Here is a 19214-nt window from a genome sequence, read left to right on the forward strand (position 1 = left end):
GAACAACGATGGAAGAAGAATGGATCGCCGGTAAACACTCCGTGACGGAGGCGCTGCGTTCAGGCCGGACCATTAATAAAATATGGATTGCCGATACAGCACAGAAACATCTGACTCAACCTATTATCTCGGAGGCTAAAAAACTAGGTATTGTCATTCAACACGTGGACAAGCGTAAGCTGGATCAAACGGTACCAGGCATTCAGCATCAGGGGGTAGTTGCTCAAGCGGCACCTTACGCTTATGTGGAGGTAGAAGACATTCTTGCCGCAGCAAAAGCGAAGAATGAGCATCCTTTCCTGATTCTGCTGGATGAGATTGAAGATCCTCATAACCTGGGGTCAATTTTGCGGACAGCAGATTGCACGGGTGCGCATGGCGTCATTGTGCCCAAACGTCGCTCGGCAGCGGTAACCGTGACGGTATCCAAAACATCAGCAGGCGCTGTGGAGTACGTGCCAGTGGCTCGTGTAAGTAATCTTGGCCAGACCATCGATCGCCTCAAAGAGGAAGGTGTATGGGTTGTAGGGACAGATGTCACGGCTCATGAAGGTGTCTTTGGTAATGGAGTCTTTACTGGCCCTGTGGCATTGGTAATCGGAAATGAGAACAAGGGAATGGGACGACTTATTCGTGAGAAATGCGATGTGCTGATCAAATTACCAATGCAAGGTCAGATTAATTCCCTGAATGCTTCCGTGGCAGCCGGGGTTGTCATGTATGAAGTGCTCCGCTCGCGTCAAGCGCAGGAATAGAAGGTATGGCTGATTCCCGTGATGTGCTTCTTGTAGACGGGTACAACATGATTGGTGACTGGCCGGAATTAACCAAACTGGCGGAAAGTGGGCTGGAAGAGGCGCGCAACAGGCTTCTTTTTCGTCTTGCAGATTACCAGGCTTTCTCCGGCCGGCGAGTCATTGTTGTGTTTGACGCCTACCTCGTGCCTGGACTCGGTAAATCCTTTACTCAGAGCAAAGTGCAGATCTATTTTACAAAGGAAAAAGAGACGGCAGACGAATGCATTGAGAGACTCGTTCGGGAACTAAGCATGCGAAGACGCCAAATCTATGTGGCTACGAGCGATATGGTAGAGCAACATGTTATATTTGGACAGGGAGCGCTACGTGTATCTGCGAGGGAGTTGCTAATTGAAGTTGAGCAGAACGAAAAAGAATTAAAAAAACGACTGGAAGAAGATCAGGCGAAGACCACGCGTAACACACTCGGGGGTAAGTTAAGTCCCGATGTATTGAAAGAGTTTGAGCGATGGCGCCGGGAATAACAGCACGTTTTTACAAAAATTAGAATATTGAAACTCTTGACATTTATGTTATTGATGTTCTTTTTTAGGCAGAGCGTGGTTGACGGTGTGAGGTACCATCATATATACTGATCCTATATTTCATAGAGTAGAGTAACGGGGTACCTTGCGTTGCAGCCGGAGGGATTGTCTGTGAGTGTCGACCTCAAAGATATCATGTTATCCAAGTATGATTACCAAAGTGACGAAGACATTGTCGAAGCTTTCCGTGAAGGCGAAAGCGAAGCGTTAGAGTTTCTAATTAACAAATATCGTAACTTTGTACGCGCCAAGGCAAGATCTTATTTTCTGATTGGGGCAGACCGGGAAGATATTATTCAAGAAGGAATGATTGGCCTCTACAAATCCATTCGAGATTTCAAAGGGGACAAGCTGGCTTCGTTCAAGGCTTTTGCCGAACTGTGTATTACAAGACAGATCATCACGGCCATTAAGACAGCAACACGTCAGAAGCATATTCCGCTTAATTCTTATGTATCTCTGGACAAGCCTATTTATGACGAAGAGTCTGATCGTACGTTACTCGATGTGATTTGTGGAACCCAGGTCAGTGATCCGGAAGAACTTATCATCAATCAGGAAGAGTTTGTGGGCCTGGAAGATAAAATGTCCGAGATTCTGAGTGATCTGGAACGTAAAGTATTGATGTTGTATCTGGACGGGAGATCTTATCAAGAGATTGCAGTAGATTTGGACAGACATGTGAAGTCCATTGATAATGCACTTCAGCGCGTCAAGCGCAAACTTGAAAAGTACCTGGAAGTTCGAGATAATTAAACACATGTTGTCGTTGACGGAAAAGGCTCGGTGTTTGAGTCTTTTTTTAGTGTCTCAAGTTTATAAAATCTAAGAATGTTCATACTAGTAATCGCTCGGTCCATGCAGGAGAAGAGAAAAACAGAGATGAGAAACGAATGTACGTTGTACGGAAGTAATACCCAATGAATGAAAGGCTATTCTTTCATTGACATGGTTATACCCTTGTGATAAAGTGTTTTAGGTAGGCCTAAATTTATGGCTTTTTTTCAGGATCAATTTAGAGACTCTGCTTGAATGTGGAAGTCTTCGGGAGGTGTACATCATGCGGGTAATTATTACTTTGGCTTGTACTAACTGCAAACAAAGAAATTACACTACGACAAAAAACAAGCGTAATCACCCCGACCGCATGGAGATGAAGAAATTTTGCAAGTTTTGTAACGAGCAGACTTCTCATCGCGAAACCAGATAGTTTTTGGAGGTGTCGGCGTGAAACGAAGTTTCAAATCTCTGATTTCCTTTTTCTCAGAAAGCTGGGCTGAACTTAAAAAAGTTCGCTGGCCTAATCGTAAAGAGCTGACCAACTACACATTGATCGTACTTGGTACTGTTGTGGTTATGACGCTGTTTTTTTGGGTCATTGACATTGGCATCTCCTTTGTGATCGAAGCGATTATTTAAGAAGGGTTCCGGTGGCTTGATATGGAAAAAAGATGGTACGTCGTTCATACCTATTCAGGGTATGAGAACAAGGTCAAAGCCAATTTGGAAAAACGCGTAGAGTCTATGGGCATGGAAGACAAGATATTCCGCGTTCTTGTTCCTATGGAAGAAGAAGTGGTAAACAAGGACGGTAAGAAAAAAACCGTTATGCGTAAAGTTTACCCTGGTTATGTCTTGGTGGAAATGGTACAGACGGATGATTCTTGGTATGTTGTTCGCAACACACCAGGTGTTACAGGATTTGTCGGTTCGACAGGTTCTGGGTCCAAACCAACTGCATTGTTGCCTGAAGAAGTGGAACAAATTCTGAAGCACATGGGTATGGTTGAACCTAAGCCGAAAATTGAGTTCGATATTAAGGAATCCGTACGTATTAAAGTCGGCCCTTTTGCGAATTTCGTAGGCTCCGTGGAAGAAATTTTGGTAGACAAAAGCAAGTTGAAAGTGCACGTGAACATGTTTGGACGGGAAACACCGCTTGAGTTGGAATACACGCAAGTGGAGAAGATATAGTCTCTTCAAGTTTCTTGTGGGAGGGTTGAAAAACCCGTTAACCACTATTTTGCAAGGAGGTGTCAATCATGGCGAAAAAAGTTATTAAAATGGTAAAACTGCAGATTCCAGCAGGTAAAGCTAACCCAGCACCACCAGTAGGTCCAGCTTTGGGTCAAGCAGGTGTCAACATCATGGCATTCTGTAAAGAATTCAACGCTCGTACAGCTGATCAAGCGGGATTGATTATTCCAGTTGAAATTTCTGTATTCGAGGACCGTTCCTTTACTTTCATCACTAAAACTCCACCAGCAGCAGTTCTGTTGAAAGTGGCAGCTAAAGTTGAAAAAGGATCCGGCGAACCGAACAAGAAAAAAGTTGCTACTGTTAAACGTGATGCGGTACGTCAAATCGCAGAAACAAAAATGCCTGACCTGAATGCAGCAGACGTTGAGTCCGCTATGCGTATGGTCGAAGGTACTGCCCGCAGCATGGGTATCACCATCGAAGACTAATTTTCATAAGAAACATGGCTTCGTAAAACCGGTCGATTCGCGACCGGTTGATGTGGGAGGTATATCCGCTAACACCACAAAGGAGGAATAAAACATGGCTAAACACGGTAAAAAATACCTGGAAGCTGCTAAGCTGATTGACAGCGAAGCAACTTACGAGCCTTCAGAAGCTGTAGAGCTTGTGAAAAAGGCAGCTACTGCAAAATTCGATGAAACAATCGAAGCAGCAGTTCGTTTGGGTGTAGACCCTCGTAAGCAAGACCAGGCTGTACGTGGTGTTGTTGTCTTGCCACACGGCACAGGTAAAACACAACGCGTATTGGTATTTGCAAAAGGTGACAAAGCGAAAGAAGCGGAAGCGGCTGGCGCGGACTATGTTGGTGATGCAGACATGATCAACAAAATCCAACAAGGCTGGTTCGAATTCGACGTCTGCGTAGCGACACCAGATATGATGAGTGAAGTAGGTAAATTGGGCCGACTGCTCGGCGGTAAAGGTCTGATGCCTAACCCTAAAGCCGGAACGGTAACTTTCGATGTAACTAAGGCTGTTCAAGAAATTAAAGCCGGTAAAATCGAATATCGTCTGGATCGTGCAGGTCAAATTCATGCACCGATTGGTAAAGCTTCTTTCTCTTCTGAGCAACTTAATGAGAACTTCAAAGCTCTCATGGAAGCTCTGAATCGTGCTAAACCAGCGGCAGCAAAAGGTGTTTATCTGAAGAATGTTAGTCTTTCTTCCACGATGGGCCCTGGCGCACGCGTGAACGCAGCAGCTTTTAGATAATATCTCTTGACAGGCTTCTCCTGTTTTTGATAAGATATAAAAGTTGTGAGTCCGAGTGACTGACCGTTGACATTTGAATATGCTTGCCGTAGACAGTAGGTGCCATTTGGCTTAATTTCCTGCCGAGGTGTGATTATAGAACTTTGAACGATGCAAATCGATGATGAGTATATATCAAGCCTTCGTGATTCTACGGAGGCTTTTCTTAATGGGATAAATTTGATCAGGAGGTGTACAGATTGGCAAACGCAAAAGTGATTCAAGCAAAACAAGAGTCCGTTGATGCAGTAACAGCAAAATTGCGCGAGAGCGTTACAACTGTTGTTGTTGACTATCGCGGATTGAACGTTGCCCAAGTAACTGAGTTGCGTAAGCAACTTCGTGAAGCAGGGATCGAATTCCAAGTGCTGAAAAACTCGTTGCTTCGCCGTGCAGCTGCAGCAGCAGAACTGACAGAACTCGATAGTGTTCTTACAGGTCCTACTGCAATTGCATTCAGCGTAGATGACGTTGTGGCTCCAGCTAAAATTCTGAACGACTTCGCGAAAAAGAACGATGCACTGGAATTGAAAGGTGCAGTCGTAGAAGGTCGCGTAATCGGAGTAGAAGAAGTTAAGGCATTGGCAGAACTGCCATCCCGCGATGGACTTCTCTCCATGCTCCTCAGCGTGCTTCAAGCGCCAGTGCGCAACTTCGCGCTTGCGGTTAAAGCAGTTGCAGAAAAAGAAGAACAAGGCGCGTAAGCAACTTGATCTGAATGCTGCTTAGGCGGCAAATGAATTAAAAAAAATAATATTATATATGGAGGTTCACTCATGAGTAAAGAGCAAATCTTGGAAGCAATCAAAGGCATGACTGTACTGGAATTGAACGATCTTGTTAAAGCAATCGAAGAAGAATTCGGCGTAACTGCTGCAGCTCCAGTAGCTGCTGCAGGTGCAGTAGCTTCTGCTGAAGCTGAGCAATCCGAGTTCGACGTAATCTTGACTAACGCTGGTGCTTCCAAAATCAACGTTATCAAAGCAGTTCGCGAAATCACAGGTCTTGGCCTGAAAGAAGCAAAAGAACTGGTTGACAACGCTCCAAAAGCATTGAAAGAAAAAGTTGCTAAAGAAGAAGCAGAAGCGGTTAAAGCTAAGCTTGAAGAAGCTGGCGCTACAATCGAAGTTAAATAATTTAGCTTTTATAAGCTAGATGAACAAAACAACAAACCCCTTGAATTATATCAAGGGGTTTGTTGCTGTAATTGTAAATGGAAAGTGAGTGAGGGCATGTCCAATCATTATTATTCGGACAAACCGCAAGTGGCGCATGATCGCAGAGCAACTGAAGCGGTTCTTCGCGGATTCAGTCTGCAATTCGTGACGGATGCCGGTGTGTTTTCCAAAAACGGAATCGATTATGGCAGCAGAGTATTGATTGATGCGATGGAGTTGCCATCAGGGGCTCATGTTCTCGATGTGGGTTGTGGATACGGGCCGATGGGTCTTACAGCAGCCAAACTTGTACCGGATGGGCATGTCACCATGATCGATATCAACGAGAGAGCCGTTGAACTTTCCAGGGAAAATGCAAAAGCGAACGGAATTAACAATGTTACGGTTTTGCAAAGTAATCTACTGGCTGAAGTAAAAAAGCAAGATTTTGACGTTATCCTTACCAATCCGCCTATACGGGCTGGGAAAGAGACGGTTCATACTATTTTCGAACAGGCACATCGCCATCTGAAGGTAGGCGGTTCGTTGTGGATTGTCATTCAGAAGAAACAAGGGGCCCCGTCAGCGAAAGCGAAATTGGAATCTTTGTTTGGAAGAGTGGAAGAAGTGACGAAGGATAAAGGCTATCGGATTTTCAAAGCGATGAAATCGGAAGAGGGTTCTACTAAAAACTGAATCCGAGTTTGTAAAGTAAGCAGGGGATCATTTTTTTTGCAATAGGACTATTGACTTGAAATTCAGGCCGTGGTATTATTGTAAAATGTCAGTATTAAGATGCCCTACTTGGCTTTAGCTAACTAAAAATGTCAACCTTTTTTTTACGCCGAACGGGCTTATTATGCCTACGTTTGGCGTATAATATGTACATTTTGGGCAAACTGGGGATAAGAATGATTTGGAAAGACATCCGCCGATCAAAGTTGCTCTTTTTTCGAACGACATTTCGAGTAAGGGCTTTTCTTTATTTGTGGATGCATTGCTTTGCTCTGTATGTGTACCATTATAAGGTTACAAACAGAGGTTCGCAACGAAATTTTTAAAGTGAGTAGACATTGAGGGGTGAGTTTAAGTTGGCAGGACATCTTGTTCAATATGGTCGACGCACTCGGCGCAGTTATGCACGAATTAACGAGATACTCGAAGTTCCAAACCTGATTGAAATCCAACAAAAATCCTATGATTGGTTTTTGGAGGAAGGGTTGCGCGAAATGTTCCAGGATATCTCGCCGATCCAGGATTTTACAGGTAACTTGATTTTGGAATTTATCGATTACAGTCTCGGTGAACCGAAGTATACAGTAGACGACGCGAAAGAGCGTGACGTTACTTATGCAGCACCGCTTCGGGTCAAAGTCCGGCTCATTAATAAGGAAACCGGCGAAGTCAAAGAGCAGGAAGTATTCATGGGAGATTTCCCGCTGATGACCAACACGGGCACATTTATTATTAATGGTGCGGAACGGGTTATTGTCAGCCAGTTGGTTCGCTCTCCTAGCGTTTACTTCAGTACCAAAGTAGATAAAAACGCCAAAAAAACGTATACCGCTACAGTTATTCCTAACCGCGGCGCTTGGTTGGAACTGGAGATGGACGCGAAGGATGTTGTTTACGTCCGGATCGACCGTACACGTAAAATACCGGTTACGGTTCTCCTGCGTTCACTTGGTTTTGGCACAGATGCTGAGATTCTGGATCTGCTCGGTAATGACGAATATATCCGCAACACACTGGACAAAGACAACACGGATTCCACGGAGAAAGCACTCATTGAGATCTATGAGCGTCTTCGTCCGGGCGAGCCTCCAACGCTGGATAATGCGAAAAGCTTGCTCGTAGCACGTTTCTTTGATCCAAAACGTTATGACCTGGCTAATGTAGGTCGTTACAAAATGAATAAAAAACTTCACATCAAAAACCGTTTGTTTAACCAGCGCTTGGCTGAGTCACTTGTTGACGCTGAGACAGGTGAAATCATTGCTGAAGCAGGTCAAATGGTTGATCGTCGTTTGTTGGATGAAATCATGCCGTATCTGGAGAAGAGCGTTGGATTCCGCACGTATCACGTGGGTAACGGCGTTTTGGATGCCAATGATATCCCTATGCAAACGATTGATGTGTTCTCACCAACTGAAGATGGTAAAGTGGTCAAACTGATTGCCAATGCAAACATTGACAAGTCCGTTAAAAACGTGACACCGGCGGATATCATTTCGTCCATCAGTTATTTCCTTAACCTTCTGCAGGGAATTGGTAGCACGGATGATATCGATCATCTGGGTAACCGTCGTTTGCGTTCGGTGGGTGAACTTCTGCAGAACCAGTTCCGTATCGGTTTGTCCCGTATGGAGCGTGTAGTTCGTGAGAGAATGTCCATTCAGGATGCTAACGTAATTACACCACAGGCTTTGATTAACATACGTCCTGTTATTGCATCGATTAAAGAGTTCTTTGGTAGCTCTCAGTTGTCACAGTTTATGGATCAAACGAACCCGCTGGGTGAGTTGACACATAAACGTCGTTTGTCCGCACTCGGACCCGGTGGTTTGACGCGTGAGCGCGCAGGTATGGAAGTGCGTGACGTCCATCCATCCCACTATGGCCGTATGTGTCCAATCGAGACGCCAGAGGGACCAAACATCGGTTTGATCAACTCCTTGTCTACGTTCGCCCGTGTGAATGAATATGGCTTCATTGAAGCTCCATATCGTTGGGTTGATCCGAAGACAGGTATTGTAACAGAACAAATTGATTACCTGACAGCGGACGAAGAGGACAACTATGTTATCGCGCAAGCGAATGCGAAGTTGAACGAAGACGGTACATTTGAAGAAGAAGCGATCATTGTACGTTACAACAAACAGTCGGATAACATCCTTACGATGCCGAGTGAGCGAGTTGACTACATGGACGTATCTCCTAAACAGGTTGTATCCGTCGCTACAGCGCTGATCCCGTTCCTTGAGAACGATGACTCCAACCGTGCACTCATGGGATCAAACATGCAGCGGCAGGCGGTTCCACTCTTGATTCCTAAAGCACCACTTGTAGGAACAGGTATGGAGCACAAAGCTGCAAAAGACTCTGGTGTATGTATTGTCTCCGATTATGACGGAATTATTGAACGTTCTTCTGCGAACGAAATTTGGCTCCGTCGTGTTGAAGAAGTGGACGGTCAGGAAGTTAAAGGCGATATCGTTAAATATAAATTACACAAATTTATGCGTTCGAACCAAGGAACATGCATTAACCAGCGTCCGATTGTCAAAAGAGGTGCTGCTGTCAAAGCTGGCGATATCCTCGCTGATGGTCCTTCAACGGAAATGGGTGAATTGGCTCTGGGACGTAACGTTGTTGTTGCCTTCATGACTTGGGAAGGTTACAACTACGAGGATGCGATCTTGCTCAGTGAAAAACTCGTTAAGGAAGATGTATACACATCCATCCATATCGAGGAGTATGAGTCAGAAGCGCGTGATACCAAGCTCGGACCTGAAGAGATCACACGTGACATCCCTAACGTTGGGGAAGAAGCGTTGCGTAACTTGGATGAGCGCGGTATTATCCGCATCGGTGCTGAGATCAGTGCTGGCGACATTCTGGTTGGTAAAGTAACACCTAAGGGTGTAACAGAGCTGACAGCAGAAGAACGTCTCTTGCATGCGATCTTTGGTGAGAAAGCACGTGAAGTACGTGATACTTCCTTGCGTGTACCACATGGTACTGACGGTATCGTAGTAGACGTGAAAGTATTTACCCGTGAAAACGGTGATGAGCTGCCTCCAGGTGTTAACCAGCTCGTTCGTGTATATATCGCTCAAAAACGGAAAATTTCCGAGGGTGATAAAATGGCCGGACGTCACGGTAACAAAGGGGTCGTGGCCCGCATCTTGCCGGAAGAAGATATGCCTTTCCTGCCAGACGGTACACCGGTTCAGATCGTTCTTAACCCACTGGGCGTACCTTCCCGGATGAACATCGGTCAAGTGCTCGAGGTTCACTTGGGTATGGCCGCGATGCAACTGGGTATTCACGTAGCAACTCCTGTATTCGACGGAGCGAAGGAGTATGACGTCTTCGATACGATGGAAGAAGCAGGTATGCAACGTAATGGTAAAACTGTCCTGTATGATGGTCGTACAGGTGAAGAGTTTGAACGTGAAGTTACCGTAGGTGTCATGCACATGATCAAATTGGCACATATGGTTGATGATAAAATCCATGCCCGTTCCACGGGTCCTTACTCACTTGTTACGCAACAGCCATTGGGTGGTAAAGCCCAATTTGGTGGACAGCGTTTCGGGGAGATGGAAGTATGGGCGCTTGAGGCTTACGGTGCAGCTTATACACTGCAAGAAATCTTGACTGTTAAATCCGATGATGTTGTTGGTCGGGTTAAAACGTATGAATCCATTGTCAAAGGTGAGAATGTTCCGGAACCAGGCGTTCCTGAATCATTTAAAGTATTGATCAAAGAGCTGCAAAGCTTGGGTATGGACGTTAAGATTTTGAGCGAAGATGAGCAAGAGATTGAAATGAGAGAAATGGACGATGAAGATGACGCTGCGAGCGATAAGCTCAGCCTCAACCTTGAGGGTACAGAGGTCGGAGCGGAATAAACCGCTTCGAGCGCATGATGACCGGCGTTTTTCATCAGGCTCGCGTCTTGCTCCGGCTTCGGCCGGAGTGGGCGTAACCTAGAATACAGGAATTGGTTAAGGAGGGTTGCTCCTTGTTGGACGTCAACAATTTCGAATACATGAAGATCGGGCTTGCTTCCCCAGAGAAAATTCGTTCTTGGTCCCGCGGAGAAGTGAAAAAACCGGAAACGATCAACTATCGTACGTTGAAGCCGGAAAAAGAAGGGCTGTTCTGCGAAAAGATTTTTGGCCCTACAAAAGACTGGGAATGTCATTGCGGTAAATACAAACGCGTCCGTTATAAAGGCGTTGTCTGTGATCGTTGTGGCGTTGAAGTAACACGTGCGAAAGTACGCCGCGAACGGATGGGCCATATTGAGCTCGCTGCTCCGGTATCGCATATCTGGTACTTCAAAGGTATTCCGAGCCGTATGGGTCTTGCTCTGGATATGTCTCCAAGATCTCTTGAAGAGATTATTTATTTTGCATCATATGTTGTAACTGATCCAGGAGAAACTCCACTGGAGAAAAAACAGCTGTTGTCCGAGAAGGAATACCGCAGCTACCGTGAAAAATACGGCTATGGTTTCCAGGCTGGCATGGGCGCAGAAGCGGTTAAAAAATTGCTTCAAGACCTTGACATAGACAAAGAGCTCGAGTTCTTGAAAGAAGAGCTCCGGACTGCGCAAGGACAACGTCGTAATCGTGCAATCAAACGTCTGGAAGTTATCGAAGCATTCCGTAACTCCGGCAACAAACCAGAGTGGATGATCATGGATGTACTTCCTGTTATCCCACCGGAACTTCGTCCAATGGTACAGTTGGATGGTGGACGTTTTGCAACGTCTGACCTGAATGACTTGTATCGCCGTGTAATCAACCGGAACAACCGTCTGAAACGTCTGCTTGATCTGGGCGCACCAGATATTATCGTGCAAAATGAAAAACGGATGTTGCAGGAAGCTGTTGACGCATTGATCGATAATGGTCGTCGTGGACGCCCGGTAACGGGTCCTGGTAACCGTCCATTGAAATCTCTCAGCCACATGCTGAAAGGTAAACAAGGACGTTTCCGTCAGAACTTGCTCGGTAAACGGGTTGACTATTCTGGTCGTTCCGTTATCGTTGTTGGACCTTACCTGAAAATGTATCAGTGTGGTCTGCCAAAAGATATGGCACTTGAATTGTTCAAGCCTTTTGTTATGAAAGAGCTTGTAAATAAAGGGCTTGCCCACAACATCAAGAGCGCGAAGCGTAAAGTTGAGCGTGTAAGTCCTGAAGTATGGGATGTTCTTGAAGAAGTAATCAAGGAGCATCCGGTTCTGTTGAACCGTGCCCCTACGCTTCACAGACTCGGTATTCAAGCATTTGAGCCGATTCTCGTTGAAGGTAAAGCAATTCGTCTTCACCCGCTCGTATGTACGGCATACAATGCCGACTTTGACGGTGACCAAATGGCCGTGCACGTTCCGTTGTCTGCTGAAGCTCAAGCGGAAGCACGCATCCTGATGCTTGCATCTGGTAACATTTTGAACCCGAAAGACGGTAAACCGGTTGTTACTCCTTCCCAGGATATGGTGCTTGGTTCTTATTACCTCACTATGGACAACAAGGAAGAAAAGGGAACAGGTATGATCTTGCGTACAGTTAACGAAGCTGTATCAGCATACCAACGTGGTACTGCTGGTCTGCATGCGCGTGTAGCTATTCCGGTTAAGGCGCTTGGTAAAACAAGCTTCACGGAAGAACAGCAAGAAGGAATGTTGCTGACAACTATCGGTAAAATTATCTTCAATGAAATTTTCCCGGCAAGCTTCCCTTATATCAATGATGCGACTCGTGCTAACCTATACCAAGGTACTGCAGATCACTCATTTGTATATGAAAAAGGTGCTGATCTCAGAGAAGCTATTATGAATGCTCCTCTGGCTGGCGGTGTCGGTAAAGAATACCTCGGCTCCATCATTGCACGTTGTTTTGAAATTTATCACACAACGGAAACAGCCGTTATTTTGGATAAAATCAAACAACTTGGATTCACATACTCTACACGTGCCGGTATTACGGTTGCGGTATCTGATGTTATCGTTCCGCCTGAGAAGTTTGAAATTCTTAGACAGTCTGAGGAAAAAGCACAAATCGTTACGAATCAATACCGTCGTGGTCTGATTACGAATGAAGAGCGCTATGACCGTATCATTGATATCTGGTCAAAATCCAAAGATGACATCACTGAGATTCTGATGAAGTCCATGGATCGTTACAACTCGATCATGATGATGGTAGACTCCAAAGCACGGGGTAACAAATCGCAAATCACCCAATTGGGCGGTATGCGTGGTCTGATGGCCAACCCATCCGGTCGAATTATCGAACTCCCAATCAAATCGAACTTCCGTGAAGGTCTGACGGTACTCGAATACTTTATCTCCACTCACGGAGCGCGTAAAGGTTTGGCGGATACAGCCCTGCGTACAGCCGATTCAGGTTACCTGACTCGTCGTCTCGTAGACGTAGCCCAAGACGTAATCGTGCGTGATGATGATTGTGGTACAGATAAAGGCTTTACGGTAAGTCGTATCCAGGATGGTAAAGAGGTTATCGAAGATCTCTACGACCGTATTGAAGGCAGATACTGCTTCGAGACAGTTCGTCATCCGGAAACAAAAGAAATCATTGCAGGTCGCAATGAATTGATTGACTCCGATAAAGCAGAAGCGATCATCAAAGCGGGAATCACCAAATTGCAAATCCGCTCCGTACTCAGCTGCCGTGCAAGTCACGGTGTCTGCAAGAAGTGTTATGGTCGTAACCTTGCGACAGGTAAACACGTGGAGATTGGTGAAGCAGTTGGTATTATTGCAGCACAATCCATTGGTGAGCCAGGAACACAGCTTACAATGCGTACGTTCCACACCGGCGGTGTAGCCGGAGACGATATTACGCAAGGTTTGCCGCGTATCCAAGAGTTGTTTGAAGCTCGTAATCCTAAGGGTCAAGCAACGATCAGTGAGATTGATGGTGTGGTTAAAGAGATTCGCGAAGCGAAAGATCGTCGTGAAATCGAAATTCAAGGTGAAGCGGAGTCCAAAGTATACTCTGTTACCTACGGTTCCCGTGTGCGCGTAAGCGAAGGCATGGAAATTGAAGCGGGTGACGAGTTAACAGACGGTTCCATCGATCCGAAAGAAATGCTGCGCATTAAAGGCGTACGTGGCGTACAAAACTACATTTTGCAGGAAGTACAGCGCGTATACCGTAACCAAGGCGTAGAAATCAATGACAAGCACGTTGAAGTTATGATCCGTCAAATGCTGCGTAAAATCCGCATCGTAGATGCAGGTGATACAACGCTGTTGCCAGGATCGTTCGTAGATACGCATGAGTACGAAAGAGCTAACAAAATTGCGATTCTTAGTGATAAAGAGCCAGCGGTTGCTAAACCAATCCTGCTCGGTATTACGAAAGCGTCCCTGGAAACAGACTCCTTCCTCTCGGCGGCTTCGTTCCAAGAAACTACACGTGTACTGACAGATGCAGCGATCAAAGGTAAAGTCGATCAGTTGCTCGGTCTGAAGGAAAATGTAATCATCGGTAAATTGATTCCTGCAGGTACAGGTATGCACCGTTACCGCAGCATCAAATTTGCTGAGCCAGAAGATGGCCAATCTTCAGTAGAAGAACTTGAGCCAGTTTCGGTTGATTAAATAGATTCCTCCTCATTTAGAGGGGAATGAAAGTTTTGTACGTCAGGAGGCGGACGCTTGTATGATGCAGGCGGACGAATCCTGATGTGCGTAAACTTTTAAAAAATGTTTAGGATTAGCATTGACAATGCTTGCGCTAGATGCTAATATATCAAAGGTGCGTGGGCAGCTGATTGTACATGGTTCTATTCGGAGGAATGCACAATGTCTAATGAAAAAGCCTTGCAAGATGCTCATGTCAAAATAGGTACCAAACAGACCATGCGGATGGTGCAGACAGGTATGGCTTCTGAAGTCTATGTCGCAGAAGATAGTGATCCGCAGCTCACTTCCAAAATCATTGCTTTGTGTGAACAACACAATGTGAAGTACACGAAAGTGGATACAATGAAAAATCTCGGCAAAGCTTGCGGGATTGGAGTGGGAGCAGCTATGGCTGCTGTCGTAAAATGATAGTGTAAGGAACGTTTTTGTCCGAGAACTTTTAGGGATTCTCTAAGGCAAAAACTTTTCATTTGTCTTTTTATGAACCGCCTGGGTCTGTGGACTTAGCGAAAAGAGGTTTATAAAGAAACATGAATATTTGAGGAAGGGGGTGGCAATCACATGCCAACTATTAATCAACTGGTTCGTAAAGGACGTCAAGCAAAAGTTGAGAAGTCAAAATCTCCAGCTTTGCAAAAAGGATTCAACGCTTTGAAACGTGAATCTACTAACATCAGTGCCCCACAAAAACGTGGTGTCTGCACTCGTGTAGGTACAATGACTCCACGTAAACCAAACTCTGCACTTCGTAAGTATGCTCGTGTTCGTTTGACGAACCGTCTCGAGGTAACTGCTTATATCCCGGGAATCGGACATAACCTTCAAGAGCACAGTGTGGTATTGATCCGCGGAGGTAAAGTTAAAGACCTTGCAGGAGTTCGTTATCACATCGTTCGTGGAGCTCTCGATACTGCAGGCGTAAACAACCGTATGCAAGCTCGTTCGAAATACGGTGCAAAACGTCCAAAAGCTAAAAAAGCCTAAACCATTATAAGCAGAGAACCTGAAAGCCTTCTGGCTTAGGTCTGGAAGGTACAGGGTCTGCTGAACAAGAAAGAAAGGGGGATATCCATGCCACGCAAAGGTCCAGTTACGAAAAGAGACGTGTTGCCAGATCCGGTATACAACAGCAAGTTGGTTACTCGTTTGATCAATCGCATCATGCTCGACGGAAAACGCGGTGTTGCTCAAAGCATTCTGTATAATGCGTTCAAGTTGATTCAAGAACGTACGGGTAATGACCCGATGGAAGTATTTGAAGCAGCAATCAAGAATATCATGCCAGTCCTGGAAGTTAAAGCTCGCCGTGTCGGCGGTGCCAACTACCAAGTACCAATCGAGGTAAAACCAGAGAGACGTACTGCTCTGGGACTACGTTGGCTCGTGAACTACTCCCGCAACCGCGGTGAGAAAACAATGGAAGAGCGTTTGGCGGCTGAGATCATCGACGCTTCCAACAACACAGGCGCTTCCGTTAAAAAACGTGAAGATACGCACAAAATGGCTGAAGCGAACAAAGCGTTTGCTCACTACCGTTGGTAGGATTCAGTTCACAATAAAAAACTTCTATTTTGAAGGGAGACCCATTTCATGGCTAGAGAGTTCTCCTTGAAAAATACACGTAATATCGGGATCATGGCTCATATTGATGCGGGTAAAACCACGACAACTGAGCGGATCTTGTTCTACACAGGACGTACGCACAAAATCGGTGAAGTACACGAAGGCGCTGCGACAATGGACTGGATGGAACAGGAACAGGAGCGCGGAATTACGATTACTTCCGCTGCAACTACCGCTGCTTGGAAAGGCCACCGCGTTAATATTATTGATACCCCGGGACACGTTGACTTCACTGTTGAAGTTGAACGTTCCCTTCGTGTATTGGACGGAGCAGTTGGTGTATTCAGTGCGAAAGAAGGCGTTGAGCCTCAGTCCGAAACCGTATGGAGACAGGCTGACAAGTACGGCGTACCTCGTATCGCATATGTAAACAAAATGGATATCATCGGTGCTGACTTCCTGAACGTTGTATCTGACATGCGTGATCGCCTTCAAGCGAACGCTGTTGCGATTCAACTTCCAATCGGCGCTGAAAATGATTTCAAAGGTATCATCGATATCGTTGCACAAAGAGCTCATATGTACAAAGATGATCTTGGTCAAGATATCGAAGAAACCGACATTCCTGCAGAATTTGCAGATCAAGTTGAAGAACTTCGCAACGAGTTGATTGAGCGCGTTGCTGAACTGGACGAAGATTTGACAATGAAATACCTGGAAGGCGAAGAGATCACAATTGATGAGATCAAATCCGTACTCCGTAAAGGTGTTGTAGATGTTAAGATCTTCCCAGTTATCTGTGGATCCTCATACCGTAACAAAGGTGTTCAACTGATGTTGGATGCTGTTATCGACTACTTGCCAGCTCCAACAGATGTACCATCAATTACTGGTCATCTTGAAGATGGAACTGAAGCAGTTCGTAAGTCCTCTGATGAAGAACCATTCTCCGCATTGGCATTCAAAATCATGACTGACCCTTACGTAGGTAAATTGACATTCTTCCGCGTATACTCCGGTGTTCTTCAATCCGGTTCATATGTATTGAATGCCACTAAAAACAAACGTGAGCGTATCGGTCGTATCCTTCAAATGCATGCGAACAGCCGTCAAGAGATCACTGAAGTTTACTCCGGTGATATTGCAGCTGCCGTAGGTTTGAAAGATACGGGTACAGGTGATACACTATGTGATGAGAAAAATCCGGTTATCCTGGAGTCAATGAACTTCCCTGATCCGGTTATCGAAATCGCCGTTGAACCTAAAACCAAAGCTGACCAAGATAAAATGGGTGTTGCTCTCGGTAAGTTGACTGAAGAGGATCCAACTCTTCGTGCTCATACTGACGAAGAAACAGGTCAAACAATCTTGGCAGGTATGGGTGAGCTTCACCTTGATATCATCATCGACCGTATGCGTCGTGAGTTCAAGGTTGAAACTACTGTGGGTAAACCACAAGTAGCTTACCGTGAAACATTCCGTGCTCCAGCGCGCGTTGAAGGTAAATTCGTACGTCAATCCGGTGGTCGTGGTCAATACGGTCACGTATGGGTTGAATTCGAACCTCTCGAGCCGGGTACAGGCAGCCAGTTCGAAAGTAAGGTTGTCGGTGGTTCCGTACCAAGAGAATACATTCAACCTGCACTGTCAGGGATTGAAGAGCAAATGAAAAACGGTGTTATTGCAGGCTTCCCGCTTGTTGACGTTAAGGCTACAATCGTAGACGGATCTTACCATGATGTCGATTCCAATGAGATGGCATTTAAAATTGCCGGATCTATGGCGCTTAAAGCGGCTAAAGACAAGTGTAAACCAGTTCTGCTTGAGCCTATCATGAAAGTAGAAGTAACTGTTCCAGAAGAGTACATGGGTGACGTAATGGGTATGTTGAACTCCCGTCGTGGCCGCATCGAAGGTATGGATTCCCGTAGTGGAGCTCAAATCATCCGTGCTAAGGTACCTCTGTCTGAAATGTTTGGTTACTCTACAACTCTTCGTTCCGGTACTCAAGGACGCGGCGTATTCTCCATGGAACTCTCTCACTATGAAGAAGTTCCTAAGAGCATCGCTGAAGAAATCGTTGCCAAAACAAAAGGCACCGAGTAGTTTTCTCACACTGGATGCAAGTGCATAAGAATTCAATTCGGAGCACTTCATTCAGTGAAAACATAAAATTATAATTTTAAGGAGGCCACGTTCAAATGGCAAAGGCTAAATACGAACGTAATAAACCCCACGTTAACATCGGTACTATCGGTCACGTCGATCACGGTAAAACAACTCTGACTGCTGCAATCACAACTGTATTGTCCAAAACTTACGGTGGTGCTGCTGTAGCATTCGACCAAATCGACAAAGCGCCAGAAGAGCGCGAGCGCGGTATCACTATCTCCACAGCGCACGTTGAGTACGAAACTGACACTCGTCACTACGCTCACGTAGACTGCCCAGGTCACGCCGACTATGTTAAAAACATGATCACTGGCGCGGCACAAATGGACGGAGCTATCTTGGTAGTATCCGCAGCTGACGGCCCAATGCCACAAACTCGTGAGCACATCTTGCTCTCCCGTCAAGTAGGCGTACCTTACATTGTTGTATTCTTGAACAAATGTGACATGGTTGAAGACGAAGAGTTGTTGGAATTGGTTGAGATGGAAGTTCGCGACCTTCTTAACGAATATGAGTTCCCAGGTGACGATACTCCAATCACTCGTGGATCCGCTCGTGAAGCACTGGCAAACCCAGATGGCGAATGGGCTCAAAAAATCGTTGAGATGTTCAAAGAGATCGACACTTACATCCCACTGCCTGAGCGTCAAACTGACAAGCCTTTCTTGATGCCTGTCGAGGACGTATTCTCCATCACTGGTCGTGGTACTGTTGCTACTGGCCGTGTAGAGCGTGGTACTGTTAAAGTCGGCGAAGAGATCGAAATCGTTGGTATCACTGAAGAAACTAAAAAATCTGTTGTAACAGGCGTTGAGATGTTCCGCAAATTGCTGGATTCCGCTCAAGCTGGTGACAACATCGGAGCACTTCTTCGTGGTGTTGACCGTAACAACATCGAGCGTGGCCAAGTTTTGGCTAAACCGGGTTCTGTTAAGCCTCACACAGAATTCACAGCTCAAATCTACGTTCTGACTAAAGAAGAGGGCGGACGTCACAAACCATTCTTCACTGGTTACCGTCCACAGTTCTACTTCCGTACAACTGACGTAACAGGCATCATCAACTTGCCTGAAGGTACTGAAATGGTAATGCCTGGTGATAACATCACTGTTACTGTTTCCCTGATCTCCCCAATCGCGATTGAAGAAGGAACTAAATTCTCCATTCGTGAAGGCGGACGTACAGTAGGTGCCGGTTCCGTAGCATCTATCCAAAAATAATTCGGCTTAACGCTGAATAAAGCATATGCAACAGTGTACTGGAACGAGTAACATTG

General features: G+C 45.7%; 18 protein-coding genes and 1 other annotated feature. All 18 genes read left to right on the plus strand.

The window, feature by feature from the left end; translation table 11 throughout:
• Positions 1–8: 8 nt before the first annotated feature.
• Positions 9–755: a 23S rRNA (guanosine(2251)-2'-O)-methyltransferase RlmB gene (gene rlmB, locus J2X75_RS29360; protein WP_017692057.1), complete on the plus strand. Its 747-nt coding sequence runs from the start codon at positions 9–11 to the stop codon at positions 753–755.
• Positions 756–760: 5 nt separating this feature from the next.
• On the plus strand, positions 761–1282 hold the full coding sequence (locus J2X75_RS29365) for an NYN domain-containing protein (RefSeq protein WP_036607162.1): 522 nt from the start codon (positions 761–763) through the stop codon (positions 1280–1282).
• Positions 1283–1453: 171 nt separating this feature from the next.
• On the plus strand, positions 1454–2098 hold the full coding sequence (sigH, locus tag J2X75_RS29370) for an RNA polymerase sporulation sigma factor SigH (RefSeq protein WP_017692059.1): 645 nt from the start codon (positions 1454–1456) through the stop codon (positions 2096–2098).
• Between the two features lie 304 nt (positions 2099–2402).
• On the plus strand, positions 2403–2552 hold the full coding sequence (rpmG, locus tag J2X75_RS29375; RefSeq protein WP_072735843.1) for a 50S ribosomal protein L33: 150 nt from the start codon (positions 2403–2405) through the stop codon (positions 2550–2552).
• 17 nt (positions 2553–2569) lie between these two features.
• The gene (secE, locus tag J2X75_RS29380) at positions 2570–2761 is read left to right on the plus strand and encodes a preprotein translocase subunit SecE (protein ID WP_017692060.1); all 192 of its coding nucleotides are present in this window, start codon (positions 2570–2572) and stop codon (positions 2759–2761) included.
• 21 nt (positions 2762–2782) lie between these two features.
• Entirely contained in the window at positions 2783–3316 is a 534-nt protein-coding gene (gene nusG, locus J2X75_RS29385; protein WP_024633599.1) for a transcription termination/antitermination protein NusG, read from the plus strand.
• Positions 3317–3384: 68 nt separating this feature from the next.
• Positions 3385–3810, plus strand: coding sequence for a 50S ribosomal protein L11 (rplK, locus tag J2X75_RS29390; protein WP_017692062.1), 426 nt, complete (start codon positions 3385–3387; stop codon positions 3808–3810).
• Between the two features lie 94 nt (positions 3811–3904).
• Complete coding sequence (gene rplA / locus J2X75_RS29395) at positions 3905–4597, plus strand: 50S ribosomal protein L1 (RefSeq protein WP_017692063.1); 693 nt, start codon at positions 3905–3907, stop codon at positions 4595–4597.
• A 68-nt stretch (positions 4598–4665) separates the two neighbouring features.
• Positions 4666–4812, plus strand: a sequence feature (ribosomal protein L10 leader region).
• A 24-nt stretch (positions 4813–4836) separates the two neighbouring features.
• A complete protein-coding gene (rplJ, locus tag J2X75_RS29400; RefSeq protein WP_017692064.1) occupies positions 4837–5340 on the plus strand; it encodes a 50S ribosomal protein L10 in 504 nt (167 codons plus the stop codon).
• Between the two features lie 72 nt (positions 5341–5412).
• Positions 5413–5772 (plus strand): 50S ribosomal protein L7/L12, encoded by a 360-nt coding sequence (gene rplL, locus J2X75_RS29405; RefSeq protein ID WP_062836176.1) that lies wholly within the window; start codon positions 5413–5415, stop codon positions 5770–5772.
• Positions 5773–5868: 96 nt separating this feature from the next.
• Positions 5869–6489, plus strand: a complete 621-nt coding sequence (locus J2X75_RS29410; protein WP_310343088.1) for a class I SAM-dependent methyltransferase — start codon at positions 5869–5871, stop codon at positions 6487–6489.
• A gap of 395 nt (positions 6490–6884) precedes the next feature.
• Positions 6885–10430, plus strand: coding sequence for a DNA-directed RNA polymerase subunit beta (gene rpoB, locus J2X75_RS29415; protein ID WP_091039164.1), 3546 nt, complete (start codon positions 6885–6887; stop codon positions 10428–10430).
• Between the two features lie 113 nt (positions 10431–10543).
• Positions 10544–14158 carry a DNA-directed RNA polymerase subunit beta' gene (rpoC, locus tag J2X75_RS29420; RefSeq protein WP_091039166.1) on the plus strand — a complete coding sequence of 1205 codons (3615 nt, stop codon included), beginning with the start codon at positions 10544–10546 and terminating at the stop codon, positions 14156–14158.
• 204 nt (positions 14159–14362) lie between these two features.
• A complete protein-coding gene (locus J2X75_RS29425; RefSeq protein ID WP_047841123.1) occupies positions 14363–14611 on the plus strand; it encodes a ribosomal L7Ae/L30e/S12e/Gadd45 family protein in 249 nt (82 codons plus the stop codon).
• 153 nt (positions 14612–14764) lie between these two features.
• Positions 14765–15187: a 30S ribosomal protein S12 gene (rpsL, locus tag J2X75_RS29430; RefSeq protein WP_017692070.1), complete on the plus strand. Its 423-nt coding sequence runs from the start codon at positions 14765–14767 to the stop codon at positions 15185–15187.
• Between the two features lie 87 nt (positions 15188–15274).
• Positions 15275–15745, plus strand: coding sequence for a 30S ribosomal protein S7 (gene rpsG, locus J2X75_RS29435; RefSeq protein ID WP_018753997.1), 471 nt, complete (start codon positions 15275–15277; stop codon positions 15743–15745).
• Positions 15746–15793: 48 nt separating this feature from the next.
• The gene (fusA, locus tag J2X75_RS29440) at positions 15794–17872 is read left to right on the plus strand and encodes an elongation factor G (protein WP_124118838.1); all 2079 of its coding nucleotides are present in this window, start codon (positions 15794–15796) and stop codon (positions 17870–17872) included.
• Positions 17873–17967: 95 nt separating this feature from the next.
• Entirely contained in the window at positions 17968–19158 is a 1191-nt protein-coding gene (tuf, locus tag J2X75_RS29445) for an elongation factor Tu (protein WP_062836181.1), read from the plus strand.
• Positions 19159–19214 lie beyond the last annotated feature (56 nt).

Source organism: Paenibacillus sp. 2003, assembly GCF_031455635.1.
Classification (GTDB): domain Bacteria; phylum Bacillota; class Bacilli; order Paenibacillales; family Paenibacillaceae; genus Paenibacillus; species Paenibacillus amylolyticus_B.

Bases quoted from the DNA above. Each gene is read 5' to 3' on its own strand.
- rlmB (WP_017692057.1), top strand. From the start codon at position 9: ATGGAAGAAGAATGGATCGCCGGTAAACACTCCGTGACGGAGGCGCTG.
- J2X75_RS29365 (WP_036607162.1), top strand. From the start codon at position 761: ATGGCTGATTCCCGTGATGTGCTTCTTGTAGACGGGTACAACATGATT.
- rpmG (WP_072735843.1), top strand. From the start codon at position 2,403: ATGCGGGTAATTATTACTTTGGCTTGTACTAACTGCAAACAAAGAAAT.
- nusG (WP_024633599.1), top strand. From the start codon at position 2,783: ATGGAAAAAAGATGGTACGTCGTTCATACCTATTCAGGGTATGAGAAC.
- rplK (WP_017692062.1), top strand. From the start codon at position 3,385: ATGGCGAAAAAAGTTATTAAAATGGTAAAACTGCAGATTCCAGCAGGT.
- rplA (WP_017692063.1), top strand. From the start codon at position 3,905: ATGGCTAAACACGGTAAAAAATACCTGGAAGCTGCTAAGCTGATTGAC.
- rplL (WP_062836176.1), top strand. From the start codon at position 5,413: ATGAGTAAAGAGCAAATCTTGGAAGCAATCAAAGGCATGACTGTACTG.
- J2X75_RS29410 (WP_310343088.1), top strand. From the start codon at position 5,869: ATGTCCAATCATTATTATTCGGACAAACCGCAAGTGGCGCATGATCGC.
- J2X75_RS29425 (WP_047841123.1), top strand. From the start codon at position 14,363: ATGTCTAATGAAAAAGCCTTGCAAGATGCTCATGTCAAAATAGGTACC.
- rpsL (WP_017692070.1), top strand. From the start codon at position 14,765: ATGCCAACTATTAATCAACTGGTTCGTAAAGGACGTCAAGCAAAAGTT.
- rpsG (WP_018753997.1), top strand. From the start codon at position 15,275: ATGCCACGCAAAGGTCCAGTTACGAAAAGAGACGTGTTGCCAGATCCG.
- fusA (WP_124118838.1), top strand. From the start codon at position 15,794: ATGGCTAGAGAGTTCTCCTTGAAAAATACACGTAATATCGGGATCATG.
- tuf (WP_062836181.1), top strand. From the start codon at position 17,968: ATGGCAAAGGCTAAATACGAACGTAATAAACCCCACGTTAACATCGGT.